Consider the following 23963-nt stretch of genomic DNA (forward strand, 5'->3'; position numbering starts at 1 on the left):
TTTACTCCGCGAGTTTAGGGCGCATGGAATCGTTAGCTTGTTCGTTTGGCTGGATGTTGCGGATAACGAAGTAAGCTTCAGTTCGCTGGCCAGGCTGGAGAGTGTTGCGACTCCATAGTGCTCTTGCTGCAAGCTGAGGATGGGTGCAGAGTGATTCATCAACCATTACTGTTGATGAACCAGTGTTTTGTGCAACGCCGATGATGACACTGAATTGACTACCCTGAAGATACTGGCCATTTGCAAAGGAGTAGCGAATCTGATCCTGGTCAGTACCCGTGCGGAAATTACAGTTCGGGATACCAACTCCTGAAGAGAGATTTCCCAGAGAGTATCCGGGTGGAATGTCCCCAAGCGCGATGGTTCGCATTATGTTGCGAATCGTCTCGATGTAATTATCTTTCTGTTCCCATCGCCTGGCTTTGACTTCGCTTCCACCATAGTTGTTATATGCCGCAGGCATAACACCAGAAGTACTCGTGTTGTTCAGCTTTCGTGAAAGCATGAGAGTGGCTTGCACCGGTGCAATTTTCTGAGGTACTAACGACACGGAGATCGCTACACTTTCGTCACCTTTCTCACTGATATAGAGACTTGCCGGGTTACTGTCTGAGGTGGAAACGTAGAGAGCGTTATCTTTTACATTTACAGTTACACCCTCCTGTTTAACTTTCTGCACTACAGGGTGTTCAAACGGTGTAACAAGCCGGTTGATCTGGTTAATCGAAATCGGTACGAGGGTGTTCACGCCAGGCGCAACGATATATTCCAGCCGAGAAGGAATGACTTCTTTTGTGAGTGGAACGGGACTGGCAATTGCAGCAGGTACTGGTTGAATATTACGGCCATCAATAGCTGGTTCACTCCCGCCATTGATAGAGTTACTTGCTGGTGGTGTATAGTTGTCAGGATATGGGCGTGTTTCTGTGCTGAGCATTGCCTGAGTTGAGGATGCTGGTCGAGAGGCGAGTTTTGCAGTGACTTTGGGTTGCGACTGCGCATCAGGCTGCTCAAATACCATGCCTTGATCAACAGACATTTCGCCCGCCGTTACGCTATGGGTCGCTAATGTGGACGACGCGGTAAGCAACAGGATAATTATGCGTTTACTATTCAACATTTAGCCCCCCGATAAGTGGCAACACTACGTTCATTTTTAAATTGGCTATTACCAATCAGAAAATTCATTTCGGCACATCCGTTTTGTTTACTGATTGCTGATTTATTAATCTCTCGCTTAAAGATTTATATCTCGGTTAAATCAACTAACGAAATTCTGTCAGGAAGTTCGAGCTGCCGAAGATTTCTGCCTTTGACCTTTGTGTTTATCTTCTTCACTTGGCAGCAACGGTTTGCCACTCTTTATCTCAATGAACGTAATAATGGGCCGGTAGCCTTTTACGTTAACAGTAATCTCGTAATAGACTGGCGTGGTCGATGGTTTGCCGGTGATACCTTCGAGAGTTTGGTTACCGGTGACATAAAAAGTACCAACTGCTAACGGGTCGGTGATAACCCCGACCGGATTAAAAGAAAGCGAGATTCGGTCGCGCTTAATTTGGTCAATCTGGTCGTCCATTGCTTTCATAACTTTTGTGTAAATTGAAGCGTCAAGAAACGGGCCGATAGAATTCTTGAGTAGATCTAAAGTGGCTGGGTTAGCATTTCCAAAACTGTCGGCTATATATAACGCCCATGCCTTCATATAAGAGCTGCTGGCGGCTTTTTCATCCAGCCAGGCTGTTTCTGTAAGGTTTGGCGGAATAATAGTGATGGGTTGTGTTTTGGCTAACAGAGCATAACCAAGTACAAGGTTTGCCAGAATCATTGAGGCAGAGATTAACTTGAAACTTTTGTTTTCTAACTGAAGTCCAACTAACCCTTTTTTGAAATTATGGATATTCATACAATAAACTCCCGGTCGAAGGATTCAGGTACAAAAGTGCCACCACCGAATGTGACTCCGAATTTCCAGTAACAGAGGTGCATAAAATATTTCTCAGAAGCTCGCGCCAGAAAACCGCCATAAACACGTGAAACTACAACACCCAGAATTATCATCGGTAATAATCGTCCAGTGATAATCCCAACCGCGAGAGCAACGAAAAATGGCATGGCTTCATCAATCGACCAAAAAAATAACTTTGGTGGTTCGTCAATCGAGTGAGAAATATAAACAGGTTCCATGATGACCTCTCATATGAATTTTTTCAGATTTATTGACGACAAAATGCGCCTATTTCTGACCAGAGCCTGCAAGCTGAGCCATCATTTGCATAAGGCCTGCTCCATCTACTGCGCCCTGAACAATGGCTGACTTATCACCGTAGACAACAATGTTTGTAGGGGTCTTTTGGATACCAAGCTGACCTGCTTCACGAACGTCGTCGGCTATCTTGCTGGACGGCCTGGCCGCATTGATACATTCAAGTAAGCGGTTCGGGTCTAAACCAGTTTCGCGGGCGATTTGGTCTAGCGGTGCGCTAAGACCGTGCCCGTCAGATTGGCTGTAGCGGAATAACGCTTTAGATAACTGGAAGAAAGATGGATTTCCTCCCTGCTCAACAGCACACTCCGCTGCTAAAGCTTCAGTACGGGAAGCCTGCCCGTGAACAGGAACATGTTTGAAAACCATCGCAATATTCCCTTGTGATGAATCCACGAGATCCATAACGATTGGGAAATGTTGTTTGCAGTACTGACATTCAAAATCGGAATACTCAATGATATAGAACTGAGCATCCGGGTTCCCATAAATACGTTCGTTGTCCGTAGAAGGCGCATAGGCGGTATCGGGTTTGTTTCCAGTCCGGTAACCGACATTGGATTGTTTCTGCGATTCAGGTTTTAGGCCCGCTGCATTAATGTATTTTGCAAATGCGTCCAGTAGTTCGCTTTTGTTGTTTACTACGGGCTTGTGAGTCTCAGCAACGATCGCTAGGTCATTAAGAAGTTGGGACTGTCTATCGATTTGGTAAGTAAAAAATGCAGCCGTGCTTACCATAACCATGAGCGGAATTCCAAATATAAGAGAGTTCAAAATGTTCTTTTTCATTTGTAGCCTCTTGATTGCTGCAATTGTTCCGGCGTATAGATTTCGTTTGGCTTTTGGACTTTGACCTGAGACGCCTCAGCAGCTTTTTGCTTTTTAAGATAGGGCAGTATGATTTCAGCCATGTCTTTGTTCAGGACATCCCGTGACTGAGGGTAAGTTGATGCCGTGATCTTCTGATTGAGGATACGGATTTTTTCTGGGACATCAGAAATTAGCAAATAGCTAATCATCCCTACGGTAAACGTCAGGCAGAGCAGGGCAGAAAGAATAAATGGTTTCGAATTAGTCATGCATCACCTCGCACAGCTAATTTAACAAACATGAAATATTGAGGAAAAAGAAAAGCACCGCAAATTGAGGTGCTTTTCTTAAGGTTAAATACGTTTTGGTAGGTTTGAAATAAGTAGAGATGAACCAATAGGAATCATTACTATCATTATGAGTGCCCCGATCATTGGAGGCACAGGTAACGGTATAAAAAGCGACAGGAGAACGCTATATACACCCCAGCCAATCAATACCATGCTACGACGGTTAAGAAACGGACTGGCATATCCAAAGTTATATCTTTTTGCCATCCACCGCATTACCCCTGCAAACAGAGACGGGATGATGACCACGGCCATGTACGGTAACCAATACATATCAAGTGTTAAACGATACATAATCATGTAGAGCCAATAATTCAGGTTCTCGGCAATGTTCTGGAAAAGCCCAACAAAGTATTTCAGTGGCCCGCCGTGGTTGGCCATGTCGCTGGGAGGAAGCTGGTAAAAATCCTTTAACGCCTTATCAATCCCCGTATTTACAAATGCTTCAGTATAATTGTCGCGAGCCTTTTGCAATACCATGACGAAATCTTTTTCGCCTATCATTTTATGACCCCATGCGATTTCTTTCAGAGCATTAGACTTAAAATACTCAACCGGAAAGAAGACAGAGATAAAAAGGAGAATCGTCGAACTCCAGATGATCAGTGTCTTTATCGTCTTAGGCCACTTTTCCTCATTCAACTTATCAGACATTCGATATCCCCAATCTTCGCCTTCCTCCCAGCCTGGATAATCAGTTCGTTGGTTAGCTTTCTCGGGAGATTTATCCGTGAAGTAATTTCACAGAAATTCAACGTGTGTTGAAGTTCCCGGCAAACGAACAAGCCAAGCTCAATGATATAGATCGCAAGCCGCTCCCAGTCATTCAGCTCCTGCTCGTTGTCCTGATGATAAGCTTTGATAGCGGAGCTCACTGCTGCACCAACGCGTTCATCAGGAGTAAGGGTTTTCAGTAGAGCTAACATTTGCCCAGTGATGCCATCAACACATGGCCAGATCATGGTCAAACCGTCATATGAGGCTTGATCATCTTTACGCTTTAATAGAGTTTTGGTTTTAATCATATTTACCCCTCGGCGCTGATACGTGATTTTTCACCACGAACCTTTTGTTGACGTTCGTAGATTGAAAGGTACTTTTTAGCGATAGTTCGGACATCGCTTAACTCGGACTCATTCCTCGGCATTAATATGACGGGGACTTTACCTTTTACTATTTTATTAGCCTGATTTATGGCCATGCATTCGAGGTTGGGTAACCAACCTAGCAGTTGAGATTGAAATAACTCGCCTTCTTCCTCCATCAATCGTTCCCCGACACTGCCGGTGATTTGTTCAGGATCTGCACCTGCGCTGGAGCCATGACCACGCATAATATATTTGAACTTTGTCGGTGGTACTCGTTTCATGACTGCTTCCTGGGCATCAGGATCTGGTGTGCGTAGCGCCGTAAAGTGGTTCGTATTGGTTATAACCTGCTTCATTTTGGCTTCTGAACCGAGACGGGCTTCGAAGTCGGAAGTCGATTGCGACGAAATAAATAAGCGGAACCCAGCACCACGGGTTTTATTCAACATTTTAATAACTTGGTCATTAATAACTTCAGCTGCTTCATCGATTAACACCATTACAGAAGCCAAGTCCTGACCACCAGGTTTTAAAAAATTGTACACAGTCGAGCTAACAGATGTTATATCAGACAGGAAAATAGAACCGACCGCAGATCCAGTCTCAGCATCTGCAAGGGAATTTAACCCCAAATACAACATTCCCCCGGTAGTGATGATATCCTGAATATTCGAAATTGGACGAGTATCATTCAGTTCATCTTCATCAGCACTGTCAGGGGATAACAACTCTGACATAAACCCTTGAGTTAGTTGACTAAGAATTGGCATCACGTTCAGAATCATTTTCTGGAAGTGTTCGCGCTGATGACCGAACATATCAATACCGGCTTCAATTGAAGTATCGCCTTTCCCTTTATTACCTTTAATGTCATTTCGGTAAATGTCTGCACATATTTCTGCTATTTCTTTTGGGCCTTTAATTTTAGACGAGTAACGGTCAATTTTCGCCTGTAAAATAATGTCGAAATCGGACTCTCCTAAAGTCTTGTGGCCGAATTTAGTGATGGCCATAATCAATAGAGATGCTAATGAAGAGATGTCAGCACTCAGTTGTGATTTAATATTGCGTAAAGTCGGTTTGATTTCACAGATTTTCATCAGCTCAACAACCGTAGTTAATGACATAATACCAAATGAAACAAACGGATTGCTCGTACTATCAGCACGTTGAATAACCGATGTAATTCTGTTAGCTACCTCGCCAGCCTGAGTGTAGTTAGTAATTGGAGATATTCGAGCTGATTTTTCAGGATGCGCCAATGAAACGTAATTATATTTCGTTGAGCGATCCACCAATTCCAGACAGAACTTCATCCATTCAGCCAGTTCTTCATCATTTTTGGGGTCAATGAGGATTAGTGGTTGTTTTTTTAGTGCGGCTTGAAGAATAAGTAGTTTAAAATATGTTGTTTTGCCTGAGCCGGTTGTGCCAGTTATAAGCGTATGCAACGATAAAAGTTCTTCAGAAATTCCGATCCATTCGTTTTTTTTACCTAGCGCATGAATCCAGCCGAGGCCCATAAAATTTTTGGATGGTTTGGCTACAAATTTCTTTATGTCACGCTTTATCAACTCAGATGCCAGTTGACCCTCATTCTGGCCCCACTCAAAGCCTCTGCAAATAAGATAGCTGTCAGGCTCACGAATCATCTGTTCGATAAATGATTTCATGTCCATTACGAGTGGTTTTGGTTTTCGCTTCAGGCGGCGTTTGTGCGTATAAATATCCCATGCTGCCGGGAGACTACGAATACCATAAGCAGCCTGGACTGCAACTGAGAGGTAACAGGGTAGAGATGGCATGTTAAACAGTGTATTAACCCCGATAGTTGCGGCTATACCTGCTGTCCAACCAAGAGTCTCAAGGCCTTCAAAATTTGTGCGCCAACGTAAGTTATATTTCCACTCACTCATCTTTATCCACCATTTGATTATGCATTCGTTCACTATTAGGAAGAATGTAGTCAACACCGGTCTTTGAATAGAAATCAAAGTGCATCAGCATAATCTTCTGCAATTGAGTAATATCAATGCCGAGTTCATCCGCAATACGTCGCTTTAAGGCAACGCTTACGGCAATGACAGGCTCTCCAGAATAGGTTCGCTTCAGCATACCTTTTGAAATCATTTCATTGCATAAATCTGTAATGTTGTAATCTTTATCAGAAACATCAGTTAAAGCAGAGTAAAGCAGATCGTTAAACTTCCCATCCATCAGCAAGTCGATATCATTATTAAGTTCTTTTCTGAGATATAAGCACTTCTGAGTACGATGGAAATAATACTGGGCTGGGGCTTCCATAAACCTTTGCCATAACCAGTTGGAGTCCTGAAGCAGAGCATAATTACGCTCATCAAAATCTTTATCAATAGCAATGATTAAGTGGCCTGATTCAATGAAAAGATCGTCTGAGTGGTCGGTAACATATTTAACGAGAAATTCTTTGGCCGCTTCAAGACCAGATACGTATAGCTGACTAAATTTATCGTAAAATTTTACGTTAGCCGGTATGTTGGCCGAAGTATCCGCATGAGCCGAGTAACCAAAATCGTTATCAGCTTTCACGTCATCCTGCCACATGGAATCATAATCTTCGTAAATTGAATAATCATCAATTACCTCACCAGACTGAATGCCGGTATCGACAGCATCCTGGTGCAGCTGAATTTCCTTTAATGCCTGACGGGTAGGTGAGGGCTGGGTCTGATCCAATGCATCGCTTGAAGTTGGTTCGTTGCTATTATACGAGTTGATGATTGAATGAAACTCAAGGGTTTCGTTCAGAGTTTTATGGTTTGGTTCTTTTATAAGTGAACTGGGTACAGAGAACTCAATCTCTGTTTGTGCCGATGCCAGGGTTTCTTTGAGGGAAAGACGGCGCTTGGGTTCATTATTCTCCGACACTGGCTTTGGTTGATTATCTTTGAGCCCTTTTGATTCCCCGCTGCCCGCCAGCTCAGTTGTTGGTGAATTAGTGTCATCCAGACAATCTTTTTGATTTTTGGTACTGGTATTTCTTTCCTTTACACGATTGTAGTCCTCATCAGAAAGCAGATTGAGCTTATGCAGCAGTTCGTGGGCGTTTTCCGGCGTAACCTGTCGGTTTCCAAAAATACTCTCCAGTGGAGATTCCTGTTCATCAGCAATGATTGTTCCGCCCTGTAAAACTGAGCGGTCGACCTCATTCGGTATTCCGGTTGACGGAACCGGCTTCTGACCAATGTAGGGTTCGCTTTCGACGAGTTTTGGCTGGTTTGGCCTCCCGGTCAGGTATTCCACCCATTTACCTTCAATACGGATGCGGCTGCTGCATGGTAGAGGGTCAACAGTATCGACAAATAGTACTTCTGGAGATATCAGAAGGATGCAGCTCAACGCAACTTTAGGGTCTTTGCTTTCTCTTGAACTTTTATCATTCAAGATATGAGGGGCAATACGCCAGTATGCAGTGTCATCGTCCTGGTGAACGTTTGGTCGACAGAGATGATAACTTAGCATCAGGTCAGCCAGACTATTCTGGGTTTGTGGAATAACAGCGCCGGAGTTCCTAACGGTCTCAATAATATCCTTGACCGCAACACCCCAGACGATGAATACGCCATAGGTAGTCACCCATACAGGGCTTCCTGGCTTGTTGGGAATCCAATCTCCTTTTTTCAATCTATGGCGCATGGCATCAACTACACGCTGAACCGCAGGTACACCTGACTGGCTTGCACGAATCGCATCACCGGCGTATTGCCGCATATCATAGTTAACGGATGCTGAGTCGGCGGCCTTAATGGTAGTGAGGATCTTGTTTTTGACGTCCTGACCACTGATTTTTTCTGCATTGAGCTGCGCACTGGCATTCAGTGCCCGGGTCAATTCATTGAAAATATCATTCCCGCCGTTAAGAAGGTAAACATGCATTTCTTTTGGCATGATCATCAACAACATATTGCTCGTGCTGGAGGTATGCTGGCGGTGACGGCCTGGTTTCCATACAAGATAGTATCTTTTTACATTGTTCTCTTTTGCCCAGACATGGATTGGTTCATGGCCTGGAGGCCAGTGAATTTTCCCGTCTTCGTTCCATACTTCAAAATCGGTAAATGGTTTCCCGAGGTCATGAAGTAGCCCACCAGCTGCGACTGCAAGTCGCCATGCTAATGCACGATTTGATTTATGTACGGGAACCGCCATTGAATCAAACTCGATGTTTTTAGAACGCCGGATACACTGGAAACACACTTCCAATGAATGACGCAACAATCCGGTTGCAGCACGGTGATGATGGTTTTCGGATGCCGGGAAGAGGTGAACAAAGTTAGCGAAATTTATCAGCATAGGAAGAATAAGCTGATTAAACTCAGAGTCCCTAATATCCAGTTCTCGTTTAATCGCCATCACAAGTGGTTTCTGGTAATGACGTAATACGTACTCACCCGGTACTTGAGCCGGGAATCCGATTTCGCTTGCCGGATAGCGCATATTATCTCGTGATGAAATGAGTTTCCCGATTTCTTCATCTACTGACATATCGATTTCGTCACCGAATAGATCAGTGGTAGCCTTTTTGTTATCAGGCAAAAAAGTATTCAGAATATTTTTAATGTGTCTCAGCATTAAAAGATTTCTCCGGTTAAGTACCTTGTAAGTTAACCGATTGAGAAAAAAATCGTGCTGGAAAATGACGACGTTTTGTCTTCATAAAACATAACGTCAAGGGTGAGAAATTAAGATAATGACGTTGCTATCCAATTGGAGACTAAGCAATGAAATTGGCGAATAAAATTGTTTTGCCCCTGCTGGTGGTTATTACCGGCGTAATCACCAGCGGTTGCAGTGGGACAGGTAAGCCACAACGTACTTACCTCGACGAAACGCGCAATCTCCCCGCCAGGGCCGAGTACCCCTACCAGTATCAGTACTCCGAATCCTGGCGTGGTACAGAACGCGGTGGCGCGGCTATACGTTACCCTGGGTATGAGCATACGCTCGTGAGTCCGTATGCCATCAATGATCCATCCGGGAAGCGATATGTGGCACATGACAATTACACCCAGGTCTTGCTCACTTCAGTGGCAAACACAAAGTATGCCAATGGGCCGCGTGGCACGTTCACACAGACCCCAGCATTTTGCGGGGAAAATACCTTTCTCCTTCCTAATAACACACAGAACGCCAGTAGGGCTGAATACCTCCGTATCAAAGATAAATACTGCTCAACACCTGGCTATCGGTTAAGTGCCCACGAATTAAATGTGCTTTCCAGTGGTGAACCGGAAGAGCTGCGGAAATATCGAATTCAGATGCAGATCGATAACCAACAACCTAAGTCCTAATCCATCAAAATGCGAGGGTACAATGGATAAGCAAAGAAATGAAAAGTGCAGTTCTGGAAATAAAACAATTTTTGCCTGGGCCGGGGGAATCGTTGTTGTAATCGGAATGGTTTGGTTGATGGTAATTAGTTTTATCTCGTACAAAACCCAGGTGATGACCAATCAACTGCTGGATAAAATTAGTACATCGCTGGCCAAGAACCCCGCAGTTCAACAGGGAGTGAACGGAAATATTCAGGACGAAGTAAAGGGTGCTCTTAAGTCTATCGCCGACCAAAAGCTCGCGGAAGAACGAAAGGCACTCTATAAAGGCTGGGACAAAGCAAATAAAAATACTGATGGCCGTTATATCTATGGCGAGCCTGGCGCTCGGTTTTCGTTGATCAACTATGAAGATCTGGAGTGTCCATTCTGCAAACGCTTCAAAGAAACGCCGAAGTATATCGTTGATACCGCGACAGCCGGGGCTGTTAACTGGGAATGGCGTCATTACCCTATGTCATTCCATGAGCCGGTCGCATCGAAGGGCGCAGCTGTTGCTGAGTGTATTGCGGAGCAGAAAGGGCCGAGTGCTTTCTGGGCCGTTACTGATTATTGGTTTAACCATACTGAAACAAACGGTAAAGGTTTTAAGGATGCGGACAGCATCCCAGCACTGTTTGAGGTAGACCAGGCGAAATTTGATACCTGTATGGGCAGTACTGAAGTGATTAAGCGCATTAAGCAGGATATGGAGGCCGGTTCAGCTGCCGGTGTTGATGGTACACCAACCACGATTGTGCGTGATAATGTCACCGGTAAAGAAGTCTCTGTTGTAGGCGCACAGCCCTTCTCAAAATTCGTTGAAGTGATCCAGTCTATGGTTGTCGATTCTCAGAGAGACACATCAGGCGAAGCCTCACCAGCTCAACAAGATAAATAGAAATAAAAAAGAGCCCTGAATTAACCAGGGCTTTTTTTGTCAGATTATCACTACTGAAACATTTCGCTCAATACGACTTCGGTATTCTTCTAATAGCTCCATTAACGAAGTATTGATGTTTACAGATTTCTTGGTTCTGGTAATAGTTACGTACAGCAGATTAAGTTCGTCAATAATTACTTCCCGTGGCTTCTTCATCACAACGGCTTCTATAATGGATGGGAAGTCGTCATTGATGATGACATGGTCAAATTCCTTTCCCTTCGAGGTATGGGCTGTGGTAACAATTAAATCAGCTTCCTTTTCTGTTCTGGCTTCATTCATCCTCATGGTCTCAACCATCCCGGGGATATCAGCATAGACTTCCATTAACTTAATCGCCCGCACCATGTCCACGTCCTTGGTGGTTTCTGCGATCTCTAAAAAATTTGCCCAGTTCCCGTATTCCGTAGTGATACGGTTATTTTTAATAGCAGCAATGTTACCTGTTTTTAGCGCATGTAAATCAAGGAGCTCGTCGAGACGGTATTTTGAAATACCTCCATTCCACATCACCCGTTTGCCCCACATAATCGACTCGTAGGCAGATTGTATGACTCCCATGTAGGTGCGGCTGATGATGGCGTAAAAGTTTTGATCCTGTATCGCCGATGGCTCAACGATAGCATCAAGACTACCCAGGCCTACCAAGGGGAACGTTTCACCCTTCATTGACAGCACAACGTTGGCCAGTGCTGCAACAAGAGGCCCAAACCGGAATGACTTAGTCAGGCGCATAACCTGAGCCCCGTGGTCTTCAACAATCTCAAGGGCGTTTTCCGCACCGCGCCAGCGGTTTATCACTTGGTGCTGGTCGCCGACAAAAACTTTGCAGCAGTTGTTTCTAAGAACGATATCGATCGTTACCGGATTTGCGTCCTGCGATTCGTCGAAGAGAATGACATTGTAGAACTGGTCTAGGGCTGGGTTCGATAACTGGAACAACTTGAGGATGGTATTCGGTGAGCAATAGGCATCGTTGAGTGGGTCAGATTGCATTTGCCATGTACGTTTTGCTGCACGTAGCGCTTGATCCAACCTGCTTTGAGATATTTTATCGGTTTTACTTAAGTCTTTAAGTACGTGTTCAGTAGTAATTTCGTGTTCATCTGAATTCATGAAATGGGTAAGCCCATTTATTGCAAGCTTAACCACTCTCCAGTCATCTTCACCCATCATTGCGCGGTATTCGCTCACGGATATAAACTGTCTGTATTTATGAGCAAAGTGTTTGTACCGGGTCACGGCCAAACCATGAGATGTTTTACACTCGACGTTTTTTGGGAATTTCTTTTTTGCATCATCTTTAATAGCTTTATTAAAAACGATATAGAGAATTTTGAGTGAGGGGTTTGCATCCGCGAATTCTTTTAGTGTAAAGGTCTTACCAGACCCCGCGTATGCCTGTACTGAAACAATACTGCCAGGTGTAGGTTTGAAACCTATGATCACGTTCTGTTCATCAGTTACCGGCATCAGAATTACCTTTATGTTAGATATCGTTTCATAGTACCTTTTGACACGGCGCGAATGATTTAAAAATGGGGGCAAATTGTACCCATTTTTAAGAATACAAATTTATCTGTTCATGAGTAATACAATAAGATAGTACCATCAAACTATTACTGCGGCCCTCAACAGGAGGTAATCTATGTTTTATTTATCGTCCTTTGTCTGGATGTCAATCTGGAGTCTGATTTCGATTTACATCTATTACAAAGATAAAAAGGCCGCGACTGCTGGCGAGTACCGTGTGGATGAACTGACGCTGGATGCGCTCATTGTGCTGGGCGGGTGGCCAGGTTGTTTCATTGCTCAACGAATGTTTAAACACAAAACACGCAGTGCTTACCAACGTCGGTTCCGGGTTATCGTTGCGGTCTGGATAGTTCTTTACATCGGATTATGGAATTTTCTATGGGCGGGAAATAAAATATGAAGATGTAAAAAAACCGGCCAGAGCCGGTTTTTTTTACATCCATGATGGTTACATGAATGCCGGTAAAGTGGTTTGCACTGCGTGGGATGCGGCCATCATGCCATTGATAATGTCCGGTGAGTAGTACAGGGAGATCGCACCACCAACAGCAACCGCCAGTGACATCAGACTCTGACGTACAACAGCAGCTGCGAGACCAACCAGAACGATAAGACCGATCAGCACCTTACCCAGAGAACCCTGCATGTAATCAGAGATTTTGAGCCATACATCGTCAAAACCTGCCTGGGTTGAACCAGAAGCGTGAGCGGTAACAATGGCAAGAATCAGAATGCCGGTGATCACCAGCGGGGTTTTAAACTTCTCAAATTTGATAGCGTTCATTTAAACATCCTTAATAACGAGTTTTAATAATTTCGATCTTTGGATGTTCTCCAGCTATTTAACGAGTTTGAGCCGGGAACTTTATTAATATAAAATTTGTTTTGTTTGATTTCATTGTTAAAGCAGGGCGTTATACAATAGCAATGTGTGATATAAGGTGACATTTATCCGTGTCTATTAACATATATGAAAATCTGGATGAAAACTTCTTTTTGAGTATGAAAGCCAACTTTACTAGTGTCACATTTAAACGAGGTGGATATGTTGAAATCAGAGGTGTTGGTCAGTACGTTGACATCGTTGGGATTATTATTTTTTTCTACTTTTGCACAGGCTGATAATCCAACAGAAGTAATGCTACCGGCTGGTGGCGTTAGAGTCGTTGTCGGATTTTCACCTGAAGGGTCTGCACAGAAAGCAATACTGGATCTGATCAATTCAGCTCAGCAGGAAATCCGTATGGCGGCATACTCTTTTACGTCACCCGTAATTGCGAAAGCATTAATTAATGCTCACCGAAGGGGAGTAGATGTCAGGATCGTAGTTGACAAAGGGCAAAATAATAACCGATATGCAGTCTCGACTATGAATACAGTAGTTAACGCGGGCATTCCGTTACGGACGAATGATCAATTTCTTCTGCACCATGATAAGTATTTGTGTGTTGATAGGATATCTGTTGAAACCGGTAGTTATAATTACTCAAGTTCGGCTTTCAATAAAAATAGTGAAAATAGCCTTGTACTTTATAACGCACCAGATGTTACAGCGCTGTATCTGGCCCACTGGGAATCTCGTTGGACTGGTGGTGTGGATTACATACCTAATTATTGAATTTTAATCAGGGTTCGGGATGAACCCTGATTTTATCATTTAAGAAACGCTTCAAGTTCGTCCATATCCAGGTCGTTATAAAATGAACGCCAACCTTTACGGGCTAAATTCGGATGCAGCATTTTGATGTTGCTTAATGGCATAATGCTGCTTAGTCCCATTTTAATAAAGTATTCATATACCAGGCGGCTGTACCGGTCAAAATCGGTAAGCGGTCTCGACAGAAGGTATGCTGCCTCTGACATAGTCAATCCCTGTATATGCAACCTGTAACCCAGCAGACGGCTGCATGTATCGCGCATAACACCGCGTGTTAGCGGGAATAACTCATCACTTACAAGATGTTCAGGTAAGTGAGTTCTCGGGCACTGAACAGGATTTATACCCCTGATATAGCACTCATCATTCTCAAGGATACAAAACTGGGGTTCCGGGCCGGAAAAAGAGTTACCAAGAAAGCCGCAGGGATCGATCACGCCACCACCCTTAAGTGCTATCCATCCGTACTGAGTTTCAGTGACTTGGTATAACCCACGATCTCCTGGATTGATGCGTTCTTTGACCTTTTTTCGACGTGTTCCTATAGTAGCAGTTCCGGCAATTACTCCCTGATCTACCAGTGCTCGGCATACGATGTAGGATCTCGCCTCTGACCATTCAATCCAGGGTAAACCAATGTGGTAACTGGTCGAAACCAGCCTTAAGCCGTCGATGCATGAATCTGTCATGTAACTTCTCCCGAAAAAAAAGCGCACCAAAGATGCGCTCGTATTTTCAATTCAACAGTCAGGCTTTGGATTTTTTGGCCAACTTGTCCGTTTGCTTAGAAAGTTCCTTTTTTGTGAATTTGAGGGAATCGGTTCGTTTATCAGGATCGCCAACAGCCTGAAGAATCAACGAGTAGGAGTTTTCGCCATTGAGTACAAAGAGGTCGGTTGCCTGCGACCATGCCCCCTTGTTTTCAGAACGCTGTACCCGCAGGATATTTCCTGGGAGGAGTGAGACTGACCAACCTTTTTCATCAGAAAGGTATACGTTGACCTTACCTTTCGATGGTAACAAGAATACTTTTGATGAAAAGGTTGAATAAACGAATACCGTATTTTGTCCCTGCGAATTGTATTCAACAGTTTTAAAGTGCCCACTATAGTCCAGGTCAGCGCCAGTAAGCGCATTCTTCTCCTGAACAACAAACTGTTGGGCTGTATAGCCTTCTGATGCTGCTTTATAGTCTGACGTAGCAGTAGTTTTAGTGGGTTCCGTATAACCGAACTCAGCTGGGTCAATTTGATGGCCAGAGGTATCTTTAGTGATGTTTTCAACACCTGCAATATCACGTGTGGTAGGTGATGGCGGTGTTTGAACCGGGTTGGTCTGCGCCGCAGCGTGTTGATTTGGTTCTGCTGTAACTGGAGCTGAAGCCGGGGCTTCACTAGTGGCCCCAGATAGTGCTTTTTTAGCGATTTCCTGTGCAGGAGTTATCTCAACCGTTCCAGGTTGCTCTGCGTTTTGTGAAACCTCGCTACCGTCAGTAAACCCAGGTTCAGCCTTAATTGAGTCAACCAATGACTGCGTAGCAGGATCTGACTTAGATACAACTGGTGAATTTGCATCCGGGTTAGCTGGTGGCGTGGTTGTGGCCATTTTTAGCATCTGATCGCCAAGATTATCAGACGATGCAGGGGAAACACCGGCGCTATCTTGCTTTGTGACAGTAGGTTCACTTTTATCATCATCAGGGGGCGCTGATGCGGGTTCCTGTTCATTATTTGTGATAGGAAGTGTCAGTGTTGGCTGAGGCCCAGCCTCATCGGTATCAAGGTCATCGTCATCCACATCGATACCATGTTGTTTTGCAATATCCGGGTTAACGCTGATCCCACTCTTTGCAACTTCGACGATAGATAGGTTCGGTTCTTTGTCTGGTTTACCATTCATTAAAATAAATGCGCCTAATGTGCTTACCGCAAAGATACCGGCAACCAGGATACTCAAGGTTTTTTTAGAAAATCGCGCCTTAACACTGGGGGTTTCATCTCCAGCATTCTGCGCTGCGCGTTCGCGTAATTTCTCCTGGCCGTATTCAGCACTTGTGCCACGTTTTTCACTCGTCATTGAAAACCTCGTTGATCACTATTCGTTCTGGCCGAAGCCCCAACTCACGGTGTATATGAAAGTGAGCATGATATGGAAAGCCCCATAATCGCGTGAGATGGTTGCCCCGGAATTGATTAGGAAAATATGCTCTCGCGATAATAAACGGATTATATCTTGAGGGAGGTAGCTCTCGAAATTTTGCGGCCTGAAAACGACCGCAAAATGAGATGGTTTTCTTGAAAATAGATTTCTAGAGGTTACGGGTTCCTTTACAAATTGGGTAAGCCGAGCAACCATAGAAATAATTTCCATTCGACATTCTTCTAACCATTTTGCTATGGCAACGGGGACAGCTAGGTATGACATTAAGATCGTATATTTGATTCTCACCTGGACCAACATTTATTATCTCAGTGGCAGGCGGGGGGATTTCTTTATCCTTGATTATTTTCAGAAGTCTGGAACCATCGATAAGCGATAATGTTCCTTTAACATTTGCGCTAAGAGCGAATTCCCATGCATCCTGAGTAAAGAACCCAGAGGTGATGATATAACCCCGCTCATATGCATTGGCTTGCACTACACCGTAAATTTCGCGGACTACCGAGACTCCTACTTTGCTGGTTTTCCATAATTTGCACTGTACCATTTCGCGGCGACCATCTTTTTGCAGCAGAATGTCGACTCCGCCGTCAGCTCCTGTATTAGTCAGAGTTGCTTTGTAGCCATTGAGTTCGAAATGCAGTCTTATAATCTTTTCGAATTGCTCCCATGTCATATTCGAGAGAATTTTCTGGGAATCATTTCCATCCTGAATGGAGGAGTAAATTCGACGTACTTCAGCAAGTTGTACATTTTTTAGCAATGTTGCGACAAACATCATCATCGAAAGGGTTAGAGATGCGCCTCGAAGGATTTCAGGGAGTATGTTACTCACGCCTACAGCAAAACGATTCATTACGAGTGCTAGGTCATCAGTACTGCTTGCAATAAACTGATAATACAAATCGCCTGGAACGTACACATAATTAGTAAGAGAAAGAATATATAGCAAGCAGGAAATCGGGAAGCCGATATACCACCGGAAAAAATAGGTTTGCTGGCTAGCACCACTGTTTCTCCATGACTGGATATTAAAAATAACGCCGAAGACTTCCTTTCCTGTACGGGTCATCGACATCTGGAGAGACAATTGTGTAATAAAGAGGCCCGCAATGACCAACGGGCCATCATGTAGAAAGAATAAAGCTAATGACGCTAGCAGGAAAAAGCACCACTGGAATTTGGCGCATCGGGACATTCCTTTTGCTGCCAATTTTCTAAAAACCATATGGTCACCATTCATTCAGAATTAATTCTAAGAAAGGTGCGCCTCAGTATCCCATTACAGTTATCAATGAATACATCGTAAAACATGACTGATAAACAAATCAGGGCAAATGTATAAACGATGATTTCTTCAACATATGGAAAATCAGGGTAAATCGCACCTAAATAAATTGCTGACAGTACAAGATACCCACCCCACAATTGGAACAACCGTGGTCTTACTAACAACCATGTGAGTAACGCCAGTACCACTAAGTTTGCAATGCCTATGGCGTTGATCGTCTTTATGGAAGTGAGCGGCACAAAGTACAGAACGCAATAAACGCTACATATCAGAATCACAATGGCGTAAATCACAACACGCTGGAGTAGAGAGTTCATGGTTTCCTCATACACTTTACAGGCCTGTATAACAGAATACCACCGTGTAGCGATTGACGAAGCATATCAGTGTATCTAGTTAATCATTCTCATCTCCCTCACAAGCAATTTGGCTCGGCATCCAATAAGGATGATTTGAAGTCTTGACGTAACTGAACACCATTCTGCATGGAACGCTCGTTAAGTTCGCAACTATCATACTTCTGTCACTGTTTTCAAGGAATTCAGCGCCAGAAAGTTCATTTTCATTCCAGAGACCAGCATTAGAAAGGGTTGCCATCGCATCTGGAAGCGCGTTTATTGCCTTGGTTGCGGGAATTGGTAATTTATCCCGACTTCCACAACCCAGGATAAGGAAGCATAAAAGAACAGTCGTGATAGATTTCATTCTCTCTTCCTCATTTTGGTGTTGTGGGTATTAAAGAGGTCGATGGCTTCAGTTCCCGTGATGGGTATCCAGTAAGGAGGGATGGCTGGAGCCTCATAAAATGGAATTCTCCCGCAGCCTGCTACGGGTAGAGAACAAACAAACAGGATTTCGTCGAACTGGTTTTCAAGTGCCCACAACTGGCTGTACCCAACTAATCCATTTAATTTTGCTTCATGGTGAATTTTCAGAATCGAAAATACAGCCTTCGCAAAACCAAATGGTGGGTTACCAAAGCGTATTGGATCGATACCCAGCGATGTCAGTGCAGACTTCGATATATCATTAAACCTATTGAATAGCGCAGAGCCATGTTCATGGTCTGTTCTTAGGGCAAAAGGAATAGTATTGTCGGGGCTAATTAAGCATTGCTCTTTGAATTGACGGAAACCAGACACACGTTGGATATGGCATTCGACTGATCGCAGAAACAAATCAGGCACACAAAAATCATGAGCAGTAAAACCTTCGAATCCTTCATCGTTACAGAGCTGGTTTGTTAACCTGAACCACAATTGGTAGGCAGATAGTACCTCCTCGTAAGTGCTTCTGACCTCCACATTATTGGTTTTGTAAAAGGTTTCGATCATCATGACTGATTACCTTTGATGCGGCTGCTGTCGTTGTTTAATGGAACGGTCACCTGAATCCCCACGCGCCAGAAAGCCTAAATTGACGATCCTGAAATTTACTCGCCCTACGAGACTATCATGGGGAATGAGACCTCTGAGGTTCCTAGGTGTGCCAGGGGGATTGTCCCAGTAACGGGAATCAAGCGAATGGTCTCGGTTATCACCGGCCATAAAGTAGTATCCTTCGGGAATGATCCATTTCTTACCCGTTTTCACGTAGCCGATACGGTTATCTGTCTGGAAGATATAACTTTGACCGGCAGTGTCGGTATCTGCCTGGTATTGAGTAGTAAAACCATCTTTTTTAATCTGGTTTCCGTTTTGTTTACCGTTTATCGAGAAGATTTTCTCTTCGTTGTATGTGACGGTATCGCCAGGAATACCTAATACGCGTTTGACATAGTAAACGCCGGGAACAGAAGGGGCGTTAAAAACGAGTACGTCCCCACGCCTAATAGCGCGATGATCGAATAAACCACCTACACGCTGAGCGATAACCAAGTCTCCAGGTTTTATAGTTGGGTACATGGATTCTGTCGGGATCAGGAATACACCGCCGAGAAACTGAAAGGACACAATAACCGCAAGCGACAATGAGGAGGAAACTATCAACCAATGTTTTGGACGACGAGACCTTATCAGCTGATAAGAGAGGTAAAGTGCAGAGATGATAAAAACAATAATTAACGGTTTCATGGAGTTATATACCACGCTTAATATTTTTTGCGTAATTAGAGAGCGATTTACCCAAAAACAGGTATACGAGACAGGTGAAAAGGTAAACAAAATGGATGCTGGTGGTTTTTTGGGCTAAAGTGAAAAATTGGTTCGCCTGCCCACCAGCTAATGTGTAATTGAGTTGAACTGTTGGTTTTTCAGCATCGACATAAAAACTTCTAGTTTTCATGAAGGTTAACGGCTTGAAAAATACTTTATAACCAACTCGTGCATAAATTGTGCATGTTGTAATGGTTATTACCAACGGCACATAGAATGGAATAATTGTATTGAGCCAGCACAATAATGACCACACCAGCACTGAATCCAGTAGAAACCTGGCAATAGAGTTGGCCTGCGTTCTGCCCGCTACCACCATAATGGGTATAAATTTAACCATGAAATCCACCATAGTTATACTTGTTTACACCATCTTATAGACAGACAAATTTTCTCCGACTTTTTTTGAACGCAAAACGACCCCGAAAAACGGACATTATATGGTCAGGAATTTCGATAGTTTAAGAGAACATGGTAAATTTTTTCTATCGAAATTTGTGGAGAATTGAAATGAGCAGTGATGCCACTAAGATGGTTGAAGCCTTTGTTAAAGACCCATTAAGTTACGATAGATTTGGGCCAGAGCTTATTTCAAATCAAAAATGTGTCCTCAACATCAATGGGCATGAAATGTCAATTGATGAAGCAGTTAAGATGAGTGATATTGAAAAGTCGCTCTTAGATGAAATTTACCATCTCATAGACGCAATGACAAAAGCGGAAGTCAATTTCTCAAAGGGAAAAAAGAATCTTTTTCGTCGGATGTTCGATCATTTAACAGGTTCCGAAATCTTACGGAAAGCCCAGCTAGATATTTATAACAAAGTAGTTATGAAACTATGCGAACGGATACCTGATCATTTCAAAATGCTAACCGCTCATGCTGAAATCACGAAGGGTTTGGAGGCAATCTATGCGCAAGATATTCATCAGCTAGAGGTTTTCATAGATGTTGTTGAGTCATATCTGAAAAATAAGAACGAGTGTGACTATAGTGTCACAAGCAATGAATATATGGCAATTAACAGGCTACGGATAAGAGTTAATAACTTTCAGGGAGTTCTTGTTGGTTTAAAACTAAGTCAGGTTCAAGCACAAATGAGCTATGAAACAGCTGTCGATGTAAAAGATAGCCTTCGAGATATTAAAGATAATTTATTACCTATGTGGGAAGGGCAGGCTAAGAACATCAACGCCAGTGGTGTTTGTAGTGGTATTGATGAAGTGGCTCATGAAAAATTCAAGAAGCTGGTCAATAAATTAAATAAGAACATAAGGTGAGATAACATGAAGATCATAAATAGTATTGATATATTAGATGTCAAAGTGGCTAAGGAATTTGATAAATATGCTGTTGATGTAAGTATGGAATCATCAATAAAAGATGCAGTCAGATCTTTCCAGATTGGTGATATTGATGCCGCGCATAACTTTGGACGATTGGAGGACACTACTGATATTAATTATCTTGATAACCTCCTTCTCAGCGTCAGCTCATCATCTCAGGGCAAGAAGGGAGAGACTCTGAATGAGATTGTTGCACTGGCTCGTGAAGTCAGTAATGCAGTCGAACCAAGTTATCTTCAAAAGAAACTGTCACGGATACCGTATGTTGGGCCTTTCATAATGAAAGCCATCGGTCTTCATTTTAGTGCAATGTCAAGATTTGATTTAGTTAAAGGACAAATCGATATTTTAACCTCGGATATCGAAAGCATATCGGAGGGGTTGTTTGAAATGAATAAAAATATTGATGGAATGTATGACCAAGCTTTAACTAGTGTAAAAAATACAGGGGTTAACATTGTAGCTGCCTATTACATTCTGGAGAAGTTACAAACAGTTCAGGCTTCTATTCGTAAGGAACTAAAAAATCAGCCTGATAATACCATGCTGAGCATGGAAGCAATGAATATTGAACATCAAATCGCCCTCATAACAAAACGTCGAAATGACATGATCACGGAACAACAAAAGGCATTTGAAGACCTAAAGATGATGAAAATGATGAAGTTCAATAACCTCTCGATGGTAGACCAGTTTGAAACTATTATTAAAGTAACGATACCATCTTCTAAACGCAGCCATCTTATTATTGACCAGGCCGAAAGGAGTGATAAAAGCTCATTACTGATTCAGGCAATTGGTGATTCTGTAAATCAACAAGCCAGACGTCAAGCTTTGTTAGTAAAAGAGAGCAGTATTCGTGTAGCCAAAACAGCTAATCGTACTGTATATGATGTTGAGACAATTGATTACATATCAAACCAGATCAATGAGGCCGGTCGAGAAATTAAAAAAATCCACGACCGAGCCAAGACGCAACATACCCAGCTTGAAGCTCGCGCAGCGCAATGGAAGGAGAAGCGTTTTATGGTAGCAAAAGAACTGTCTTCCAAATAATAGTTAAATTTAGAGGATGTGCTATGGCTAGAATCAGACAAAGTAATCCATATGATGATGTTGAGAATGCTATTAGACGGAAGCGTGATAGAGCTATATATTTTACCTTAGCTATATCTCTAATCTTCGCTATTATATTTCTAATATTATGGTTTTGTATTCCATCAGACATGCCAGTAGATGAGCAAGTCAAACAGGTTTCTGACGATATATTCAACATTCTACGCTCCAATGAGTTAGTTCCTGAAAATGCTTTTGATACGATAGGATCATTTATTTCCATATATGGAAGAGTTGGTGTGGGTGTATGTATATTGATTGTAATACTAGGGGCAATTATTAATGGGAATGGTTTACAACTTGAGATAATGACAAGTTGCATAGTATTGTTTGTAGGGTTTAATTTATTTATTGCTGCATTTGGTGATGAGCCTCATAATTATAAATACAATACCGACAAAATAAGTACTGCTATGAAAACTGGAGACTTGGACTCTTTGTATGAAATCTATGGAGACAGAGGGAGTTTACTAAGAAAGTCAGTTGAAAAAGCACTTGCAGATCCTAAACCAGCTACTGCAAAAAAACTGGGAGATATCGATGGCCTGTTACTCAGAGGTGTAATAATTACTGCTGAAAAAGTATCTGATAGCAATTATAAAAATCATCTTGGAAACTTGGTTTTGTTAATGCCTGAATATAAAGAGGATAGTGTCAAAGACAAAAACACACTGTTTGATTCACAACTTTATAAAGCTATTGATTACCATATTTATGACATTGGTTACAAGTCTGGTGCGCTTGCTTCAAATCCTCTTTCTGCTTGGAAGTCGGGAAATGATCTTAAATCCAATTATATTAAATATATTATAAAAAGTACTGCTCTAATATTTTTTATACTTGCCGTAATTTTTGTGGTGATTATACTGCTGACGGTTAGAAATGGCCGTAGGCTTACTTATTTGATAGAGTCTAATATTAAATATCTGTCGAAATAAAATAAAACGCCCCTGCGGAGTATATAGTAAAAACAGTGTCTATTCGCGTGTGAGTGAGTGACAGGGCTTTACATATAACGTCAGCGGCTTTCATTTCAAACGTACATACTGTGTATAATGGTATGTACGTTTTTTATTTGCGCCGAGTCCTTCGGCGGTAACCATTCATCCATGAATTTTTGTTCAGTGTTTAATTGCACCTTGTGAGTGCGACTTGTTCCAACAAGTCGGGAGAGATAGGAGTTACGTCATTGGTTTAGCAGGACGGGGATAGTTATTTGCGGCAAGTACAGAGTTGTCGCCGCATCCATGCGGCTTTGACAGTTCAGTTGTTCACTCATTGATTCACCTTCTTGATTAATTGCACTTAATTTACCACCACATTGCAACCGCTCCTTACCACGTGTTGCAAATTAATCGCACCACAACTTTCACGGAAAGTACCACTTCGTCGGATCTCGGCTTTGTGCCAAAAACGGACATTGACTTTGGCTGTTACTGAATTGGGTAATGACTCCAACTTAATGATAGTGTTTTATGTTCAGATAATGCCCGATGACCTTGTCATGCAGCTCCACCGATTTTGAGAACGACAGTGACTTCCGTCCCAGCCTTGCCAGATGTTGTCTCAGATTCAGGTTATGTCGCTCAATGCGCTGAGTGTAACGCTTGCTGATAACGTGCAGCTTTCCCTTCAGGCGGGATTCATACAGCGGCCAGCCATCCGTCATCCATACCACGACCTCAAAGGCCGACAGCAGGCTCAGAAGACGCTCCAGTGTGGCCAGAGTGCGTTCACCGAAGACGTGCGCCACAACCGTCCTCCGTATCCTGTCATACGCGTAAAACAGCCAGCGCTGACGTGATTTAGCACCGACGTAGCCCCACTGTTCGTCCATTTCCGCGCAGACGATGACGTCACTGCCCGGCTGTATGCGCGAGGTTACCGACTGCGGC

Annotated in this window: 25 protein-coding genes and 1 pseudogene; 7 read left to right on the plus strand and 19 right to left on the minus strand. The window is 43.1% G+C overall.

Going from position 1 to position 23963, the window contains the following annotated elements:
* Nucleotide 1 precedes the first annotated feature (1 nt).
* The 9 genes from OOJ59_RS24215 to mobH all read right to left on the minus strand — a co-directional run bounded on the left by OOJ59_RS24215 (nt 2) and on the right by mobH (nt 9125).
* Nucleotides 2-1120, minus strand: a complete 1119-nt coding sequence (locus tag OOJ59_RS24215) for a TraK domain-containing protein (protein ID WP_016241588.1) — start codon at nt 1118-1120, stop codon at nt 2-4.
* Between the two features lie 159 nt (nt 1121-1279).
* The gene (locus tag OOJ59_RS24220) at nt 1280-1906 is read right to left on the minus strand and encodes a TraE/TraK family type IV conjugative transfer system protein (protein ID WP_007372225.1); all 627 of its coding nucleotides are present in this window, start codon (nt 1904-1906) and stop codon (nt 1280-1282) included.
* The gene (gene traL, locus OOJ59_RS24225) at nt 1903-2187 is read right to left on the minus strand and encodes a type IV conjugative transfer system protein TraL (RefSeq protein ID WP_007372224.1); all 285 of its coding nucleotides are present in this window, start codon (nt 2185-2187) and stop codon (nt 1903-1905) included. The genes OOJ59_RS24220 and traL overlap by 4 nt, the downstream gene beginning before the upstream one ends.
* A gap of 49 nt (nt 2188-2236) precedes the next feature.
* Nucleotides 2237-3055 (minus strand): DsbA family protein, encoded by an 819-nt coding sequence (locus OOJ59_RS24230; protein WP_007372223.1) that lies wholly within the window; start codon nt 3053-3055, stop codon nt 2237-2239.
* On the minus strand, nt 3052-3345 hold the full coding sequence (locus tag OOJ59_RS24235; protein ID WP_007372222.1) for a hypothetical protein: 294 nt from the start codon (nt 3343-3345) through the stop codon (nt 3052-3054). Before OOJ59_RS24235 ends, OOJ59_RS24230 begins: the two co-directional genes overlap by 4 nt.
* A gap of 84 nt (nt 3346-3429) precedes the next feature.
* A complete protein-coding gene (locus OOJ59_RS24240; RefSeq protein ID WP_007372221.1) occupies nt 3430-4080 on the minus strand; it encodes a DUF4400 domain-containing protein in 651 nt (216 codons plus the stop codon).
* On the minus strand, nt 4065-4451 hold the full coding sequence (locus OOJ59_RS24245) for a hypothetical protein (protein WP_009654243.1): 387 nt from the start codon (nt 4449-4451) through the stop codon (nt 4065-4067). The genes OOJ59_RS24240 and OOJ59_RS24245 overlap by 16 nt, the downstream gene beginning before the upstream one ends.
* Nucleotides 4452-4453: 2 nt before the next feature.
* Nucleotides 4454-6430, minus strand: coding sequence for a conjugative transfer system coupling protein TraD (gene traD / locus OOJ59_RS24250; protein WP_048242093.1), 1977 nt, complete (start codon nt 6428-6430; stop codon nt 4454-4456).
* Entirely contained in the window at nt 6423-9125 is a 2703-nt protein-coding gene (gene mobH / locus OOJ59_RS24255) for a MobH family relaxase (protein WP_007372219.1), read from the minus strand. Before mobH ends, traD begins: the two co-directional genes overlap by 8 nt.
* Nucleotides 9126-9274: 149 nt before the next feature.
* On the opposite strand from mobH, the gene OOJ59_RS24260 reads away from it, so the two are divergent.
* Together OOJ59_RS24260 and OOJ59_RS24265 are read left to right on the plus strand one after the other, a co-directional pair.
* Nucleotides 9275-9844, plus strand: a complete 570-nt coding sequence (locus OOJ59_RS24260) for a hypothetical protein (protein ID WP_016241589.1) — start codon at nt 9275-9277, stop codon at nt 9842-9844.
* 22 nt (nt 9845-9866) lie between these two features.
* Nucleotides 9867-10766, plus strand: a complete 900-nt coding sequence (locus OOJ59_RS24265) for a DsbA family protein (RefSeq protein ID WP_016241590.1) — start codon at nt 9867-9869, stop codon at nt 10764-10766.
* A 39-nt stretch (nt 10767-10805) separates the two neighbouring features.
* On the opposite strand, the gene OOJ59_RS24270 is transcribed toward OOJ59_RS24265, so the two are convergent.
* On the minus strand, nt 10806-12281 hold the full coding sequence (locus OOJ59_RS24270; RefSeq protein WP_007372217.1) for a UvrD-helicase domain-containing protein: 1476 nt from the start codon (nt 12279-12281) through the stop codon (nt 10806-10808).
* 175 nt (nt 12282-12456) lie between these two features.
* Between OOJ59_RS24270 and OOJ59_RS24275 the strand changes: the two genes are divergently transcribed.
* Nucleotides 12457-12744, plus strand: a complete 288-nt coding sequence (locus OOJ59_RS24275) for a DUF1294 domain-containing protein (RefSeq protein ID WP_007372216.1) — start codon at nt 12457-12459, stop codon at nt 12742-12744.
* Nucleotides 12745-12792: 48 nt separating this feature from the next.
* Here the strand turns inward: OOJ59_RS24275 and traA are convergent, their stop codons facing one another.
* The gene (gene traA, locus OOJ59_RS24280; protein ID WP_007372215.1) at nt 12793-13128 is read right to left on the minus strand and encodes a TraA family conjugative transfer protein; all 336 of its coding nucleotides are present in this window, start codon (nt 13126-13128) and stop codon (nt 12793-12795) included.
* A 261-nt stretch (nt 13129-13389) separates the two neighbouring features.
* Between traA and OOJ59_RS24285 the strand changes: the two genes are divergently transcribed.
* On the plus strand, nt 13390-13962 hold the full coding sequence (locus tag OOJ59_RS24285) for a phospholipase D family nuclease (protein WP_016241591.1): 573 nt from the start codon (nt 13390-13392) through the stop codon (nt 13960-13962).
* A gap of 35 nt (nt 13963-13997) precedes the next feature.
* On the opposite strand, the gene OOJ59_RS24290 is transcribed toward OOJ59_RS24285, so the two are convergent.
* The 7 genes from OOJ59_RS24290 to OOJ59_RS24320 form a co-directional block, all read right to left on the minus strand.
* The gene (locus OOJ59_RS24290; RefSeq protein WP_016241592.1) at nt 13998-14690 is read right to left on the minus strand and encodes a hypothetical protein; all 693 of its coding nucleotides are present in this window, start codon (nt 14688-14690) and stop codon (nt 13998-14000) included.
* A gap of 58 nt (nt 14691-14748) precedes the next feature.
* Complete coding sequence (locus tag OOJ59_RS24295; RefSeq protein ID WP_007372213.1) at nt 14749-16077, minus strand: hypothetical protein; 1329 nt, start codon at nt 16075-16077, stop codon at nt 14749-14751.
* 232 nt (nt 16078-16309) lie between these two features.
* Nucleotides 16310-17404, minus strand: coding sequence for a restriction endonuclease (locus OOJ59_RS24300; RefSeq protein WP_016241593.1), 1095 nt, complete (start codon nt 17402-17404; stop codon nt 16310-16312).
* Nucleotides 17405-17848: 444 nt separating this feature from the next.
* Nucleotides 17849-18157: a hypothetical protein gene (locus OOJ59_RS24305; RefSeq protein ID WP_016241595.1), complete on the minus strand. Its 309-nt coding sequence runs from the start codon at nt 18155-18157 to the stop codon at nt 17849-17851.
* On the minus strand, nt 18154-18789 hold the full coding sequence (locus tag OOJ59_RS24310; protein WP_016241596.1) for a hypothetical protein: 636 nt from the start codon (nt 18787-18789) through the stop codon (nt 18154-18156). The genes OOJ59_RS24305 and OOJ59_RS24310 overlap by 4 nt, the downstream gene beginning before the upstream one ends.
* 6 nt (nt 18790-18795) lie before the next feature.
* On the minus strand, nt 18796-19524 hold the full coding sequence (gene lepB / locus OOJ59_RS24315) for a signal peptidase I (RefSeq protein ID WP_007372211.1): 729 nt from the start codon (nt 19522-19524) through the stop codon (nt 18796-18798).
* A 4-nt stretch (nt 19525-19528) separates the two neighbouring features.
* Nucleotides 19529-19945: a hypothetical protein gene (locus tag OOJ59_RS24320; protein WP_016241597.1), complete on the minus strand. Its 417-nt coding sequence runs from the start codon at nt 19943-19945 to the stop codon at nt 19529-19531.
* A 170-nt stretch (nt 19946-20115) separates the two neighbouring features.
* Here OOJ59_RS24320 and OOJ59_RS24325 point away from each other — a divergent pair, with 170 nt between their 5' ends.
* Genes OOJ59_RS24325 through OOJ59_RS24335 form a run of 3 tightly spaced genes read left to right on the plus strand, consistent with a single transcriptional unit; the run spans nt 20116 to nt 23006 of the window.
* Complete coding sequence (locus OOJ59_RS24325; RefSeq protein WP_016241598.1) at nt 20116-20886, plus strand: hypothetical protein; 771 nt, start codon at nt 20116-20118, stop codon at nt 20884-20886.
* A 6-nt stretch (nt 20887-20892) separates the two neighbouring features.
* Nucleotides 20893-22008 (plus strand): toxic anion resistance protein, encoded by a 1116-nt coding sequence (locus OOJ59_RS24330; RefSeq protein WP_016241599.1) that lies wholly within the window; start codon nt 20893-20895, stop codon nt 22006-22008.
* Between the two features lie 23 nt (nt 22009-22031).
* Complete coding sequence (locus OOJ59_RS24335; RefSeq protein ID WP_016241600.1) at nt 22032-23006, plus strand: hypothetical protein; 975 nt, start codon at nt 22032-22034, stop codon at nt 23004-23006.
* A gap of 521 nt (nt 23007-23527) precedes the next feature.
* Here OOJ59_RS24335 and OOJ59_RS24340 read toward each other — a convergent pair.
* Nucleotides 23528-23963 (minus strand): annotated as a pseudogene (locus tag OOJ59_RS24340) (IS1-like element IS1X2 family transposase); the annotation flags it as partial.

This window comes from Citrobacter sp. W9, from assembly GCF_026719375.1.
Classification (GTDB): Bacteria; Pseudomonadota; Gammaproteobacteria; order Enterobacterales; family Enterobacteriaceae; genus Citrobacter; species Citrobacter werkmanii.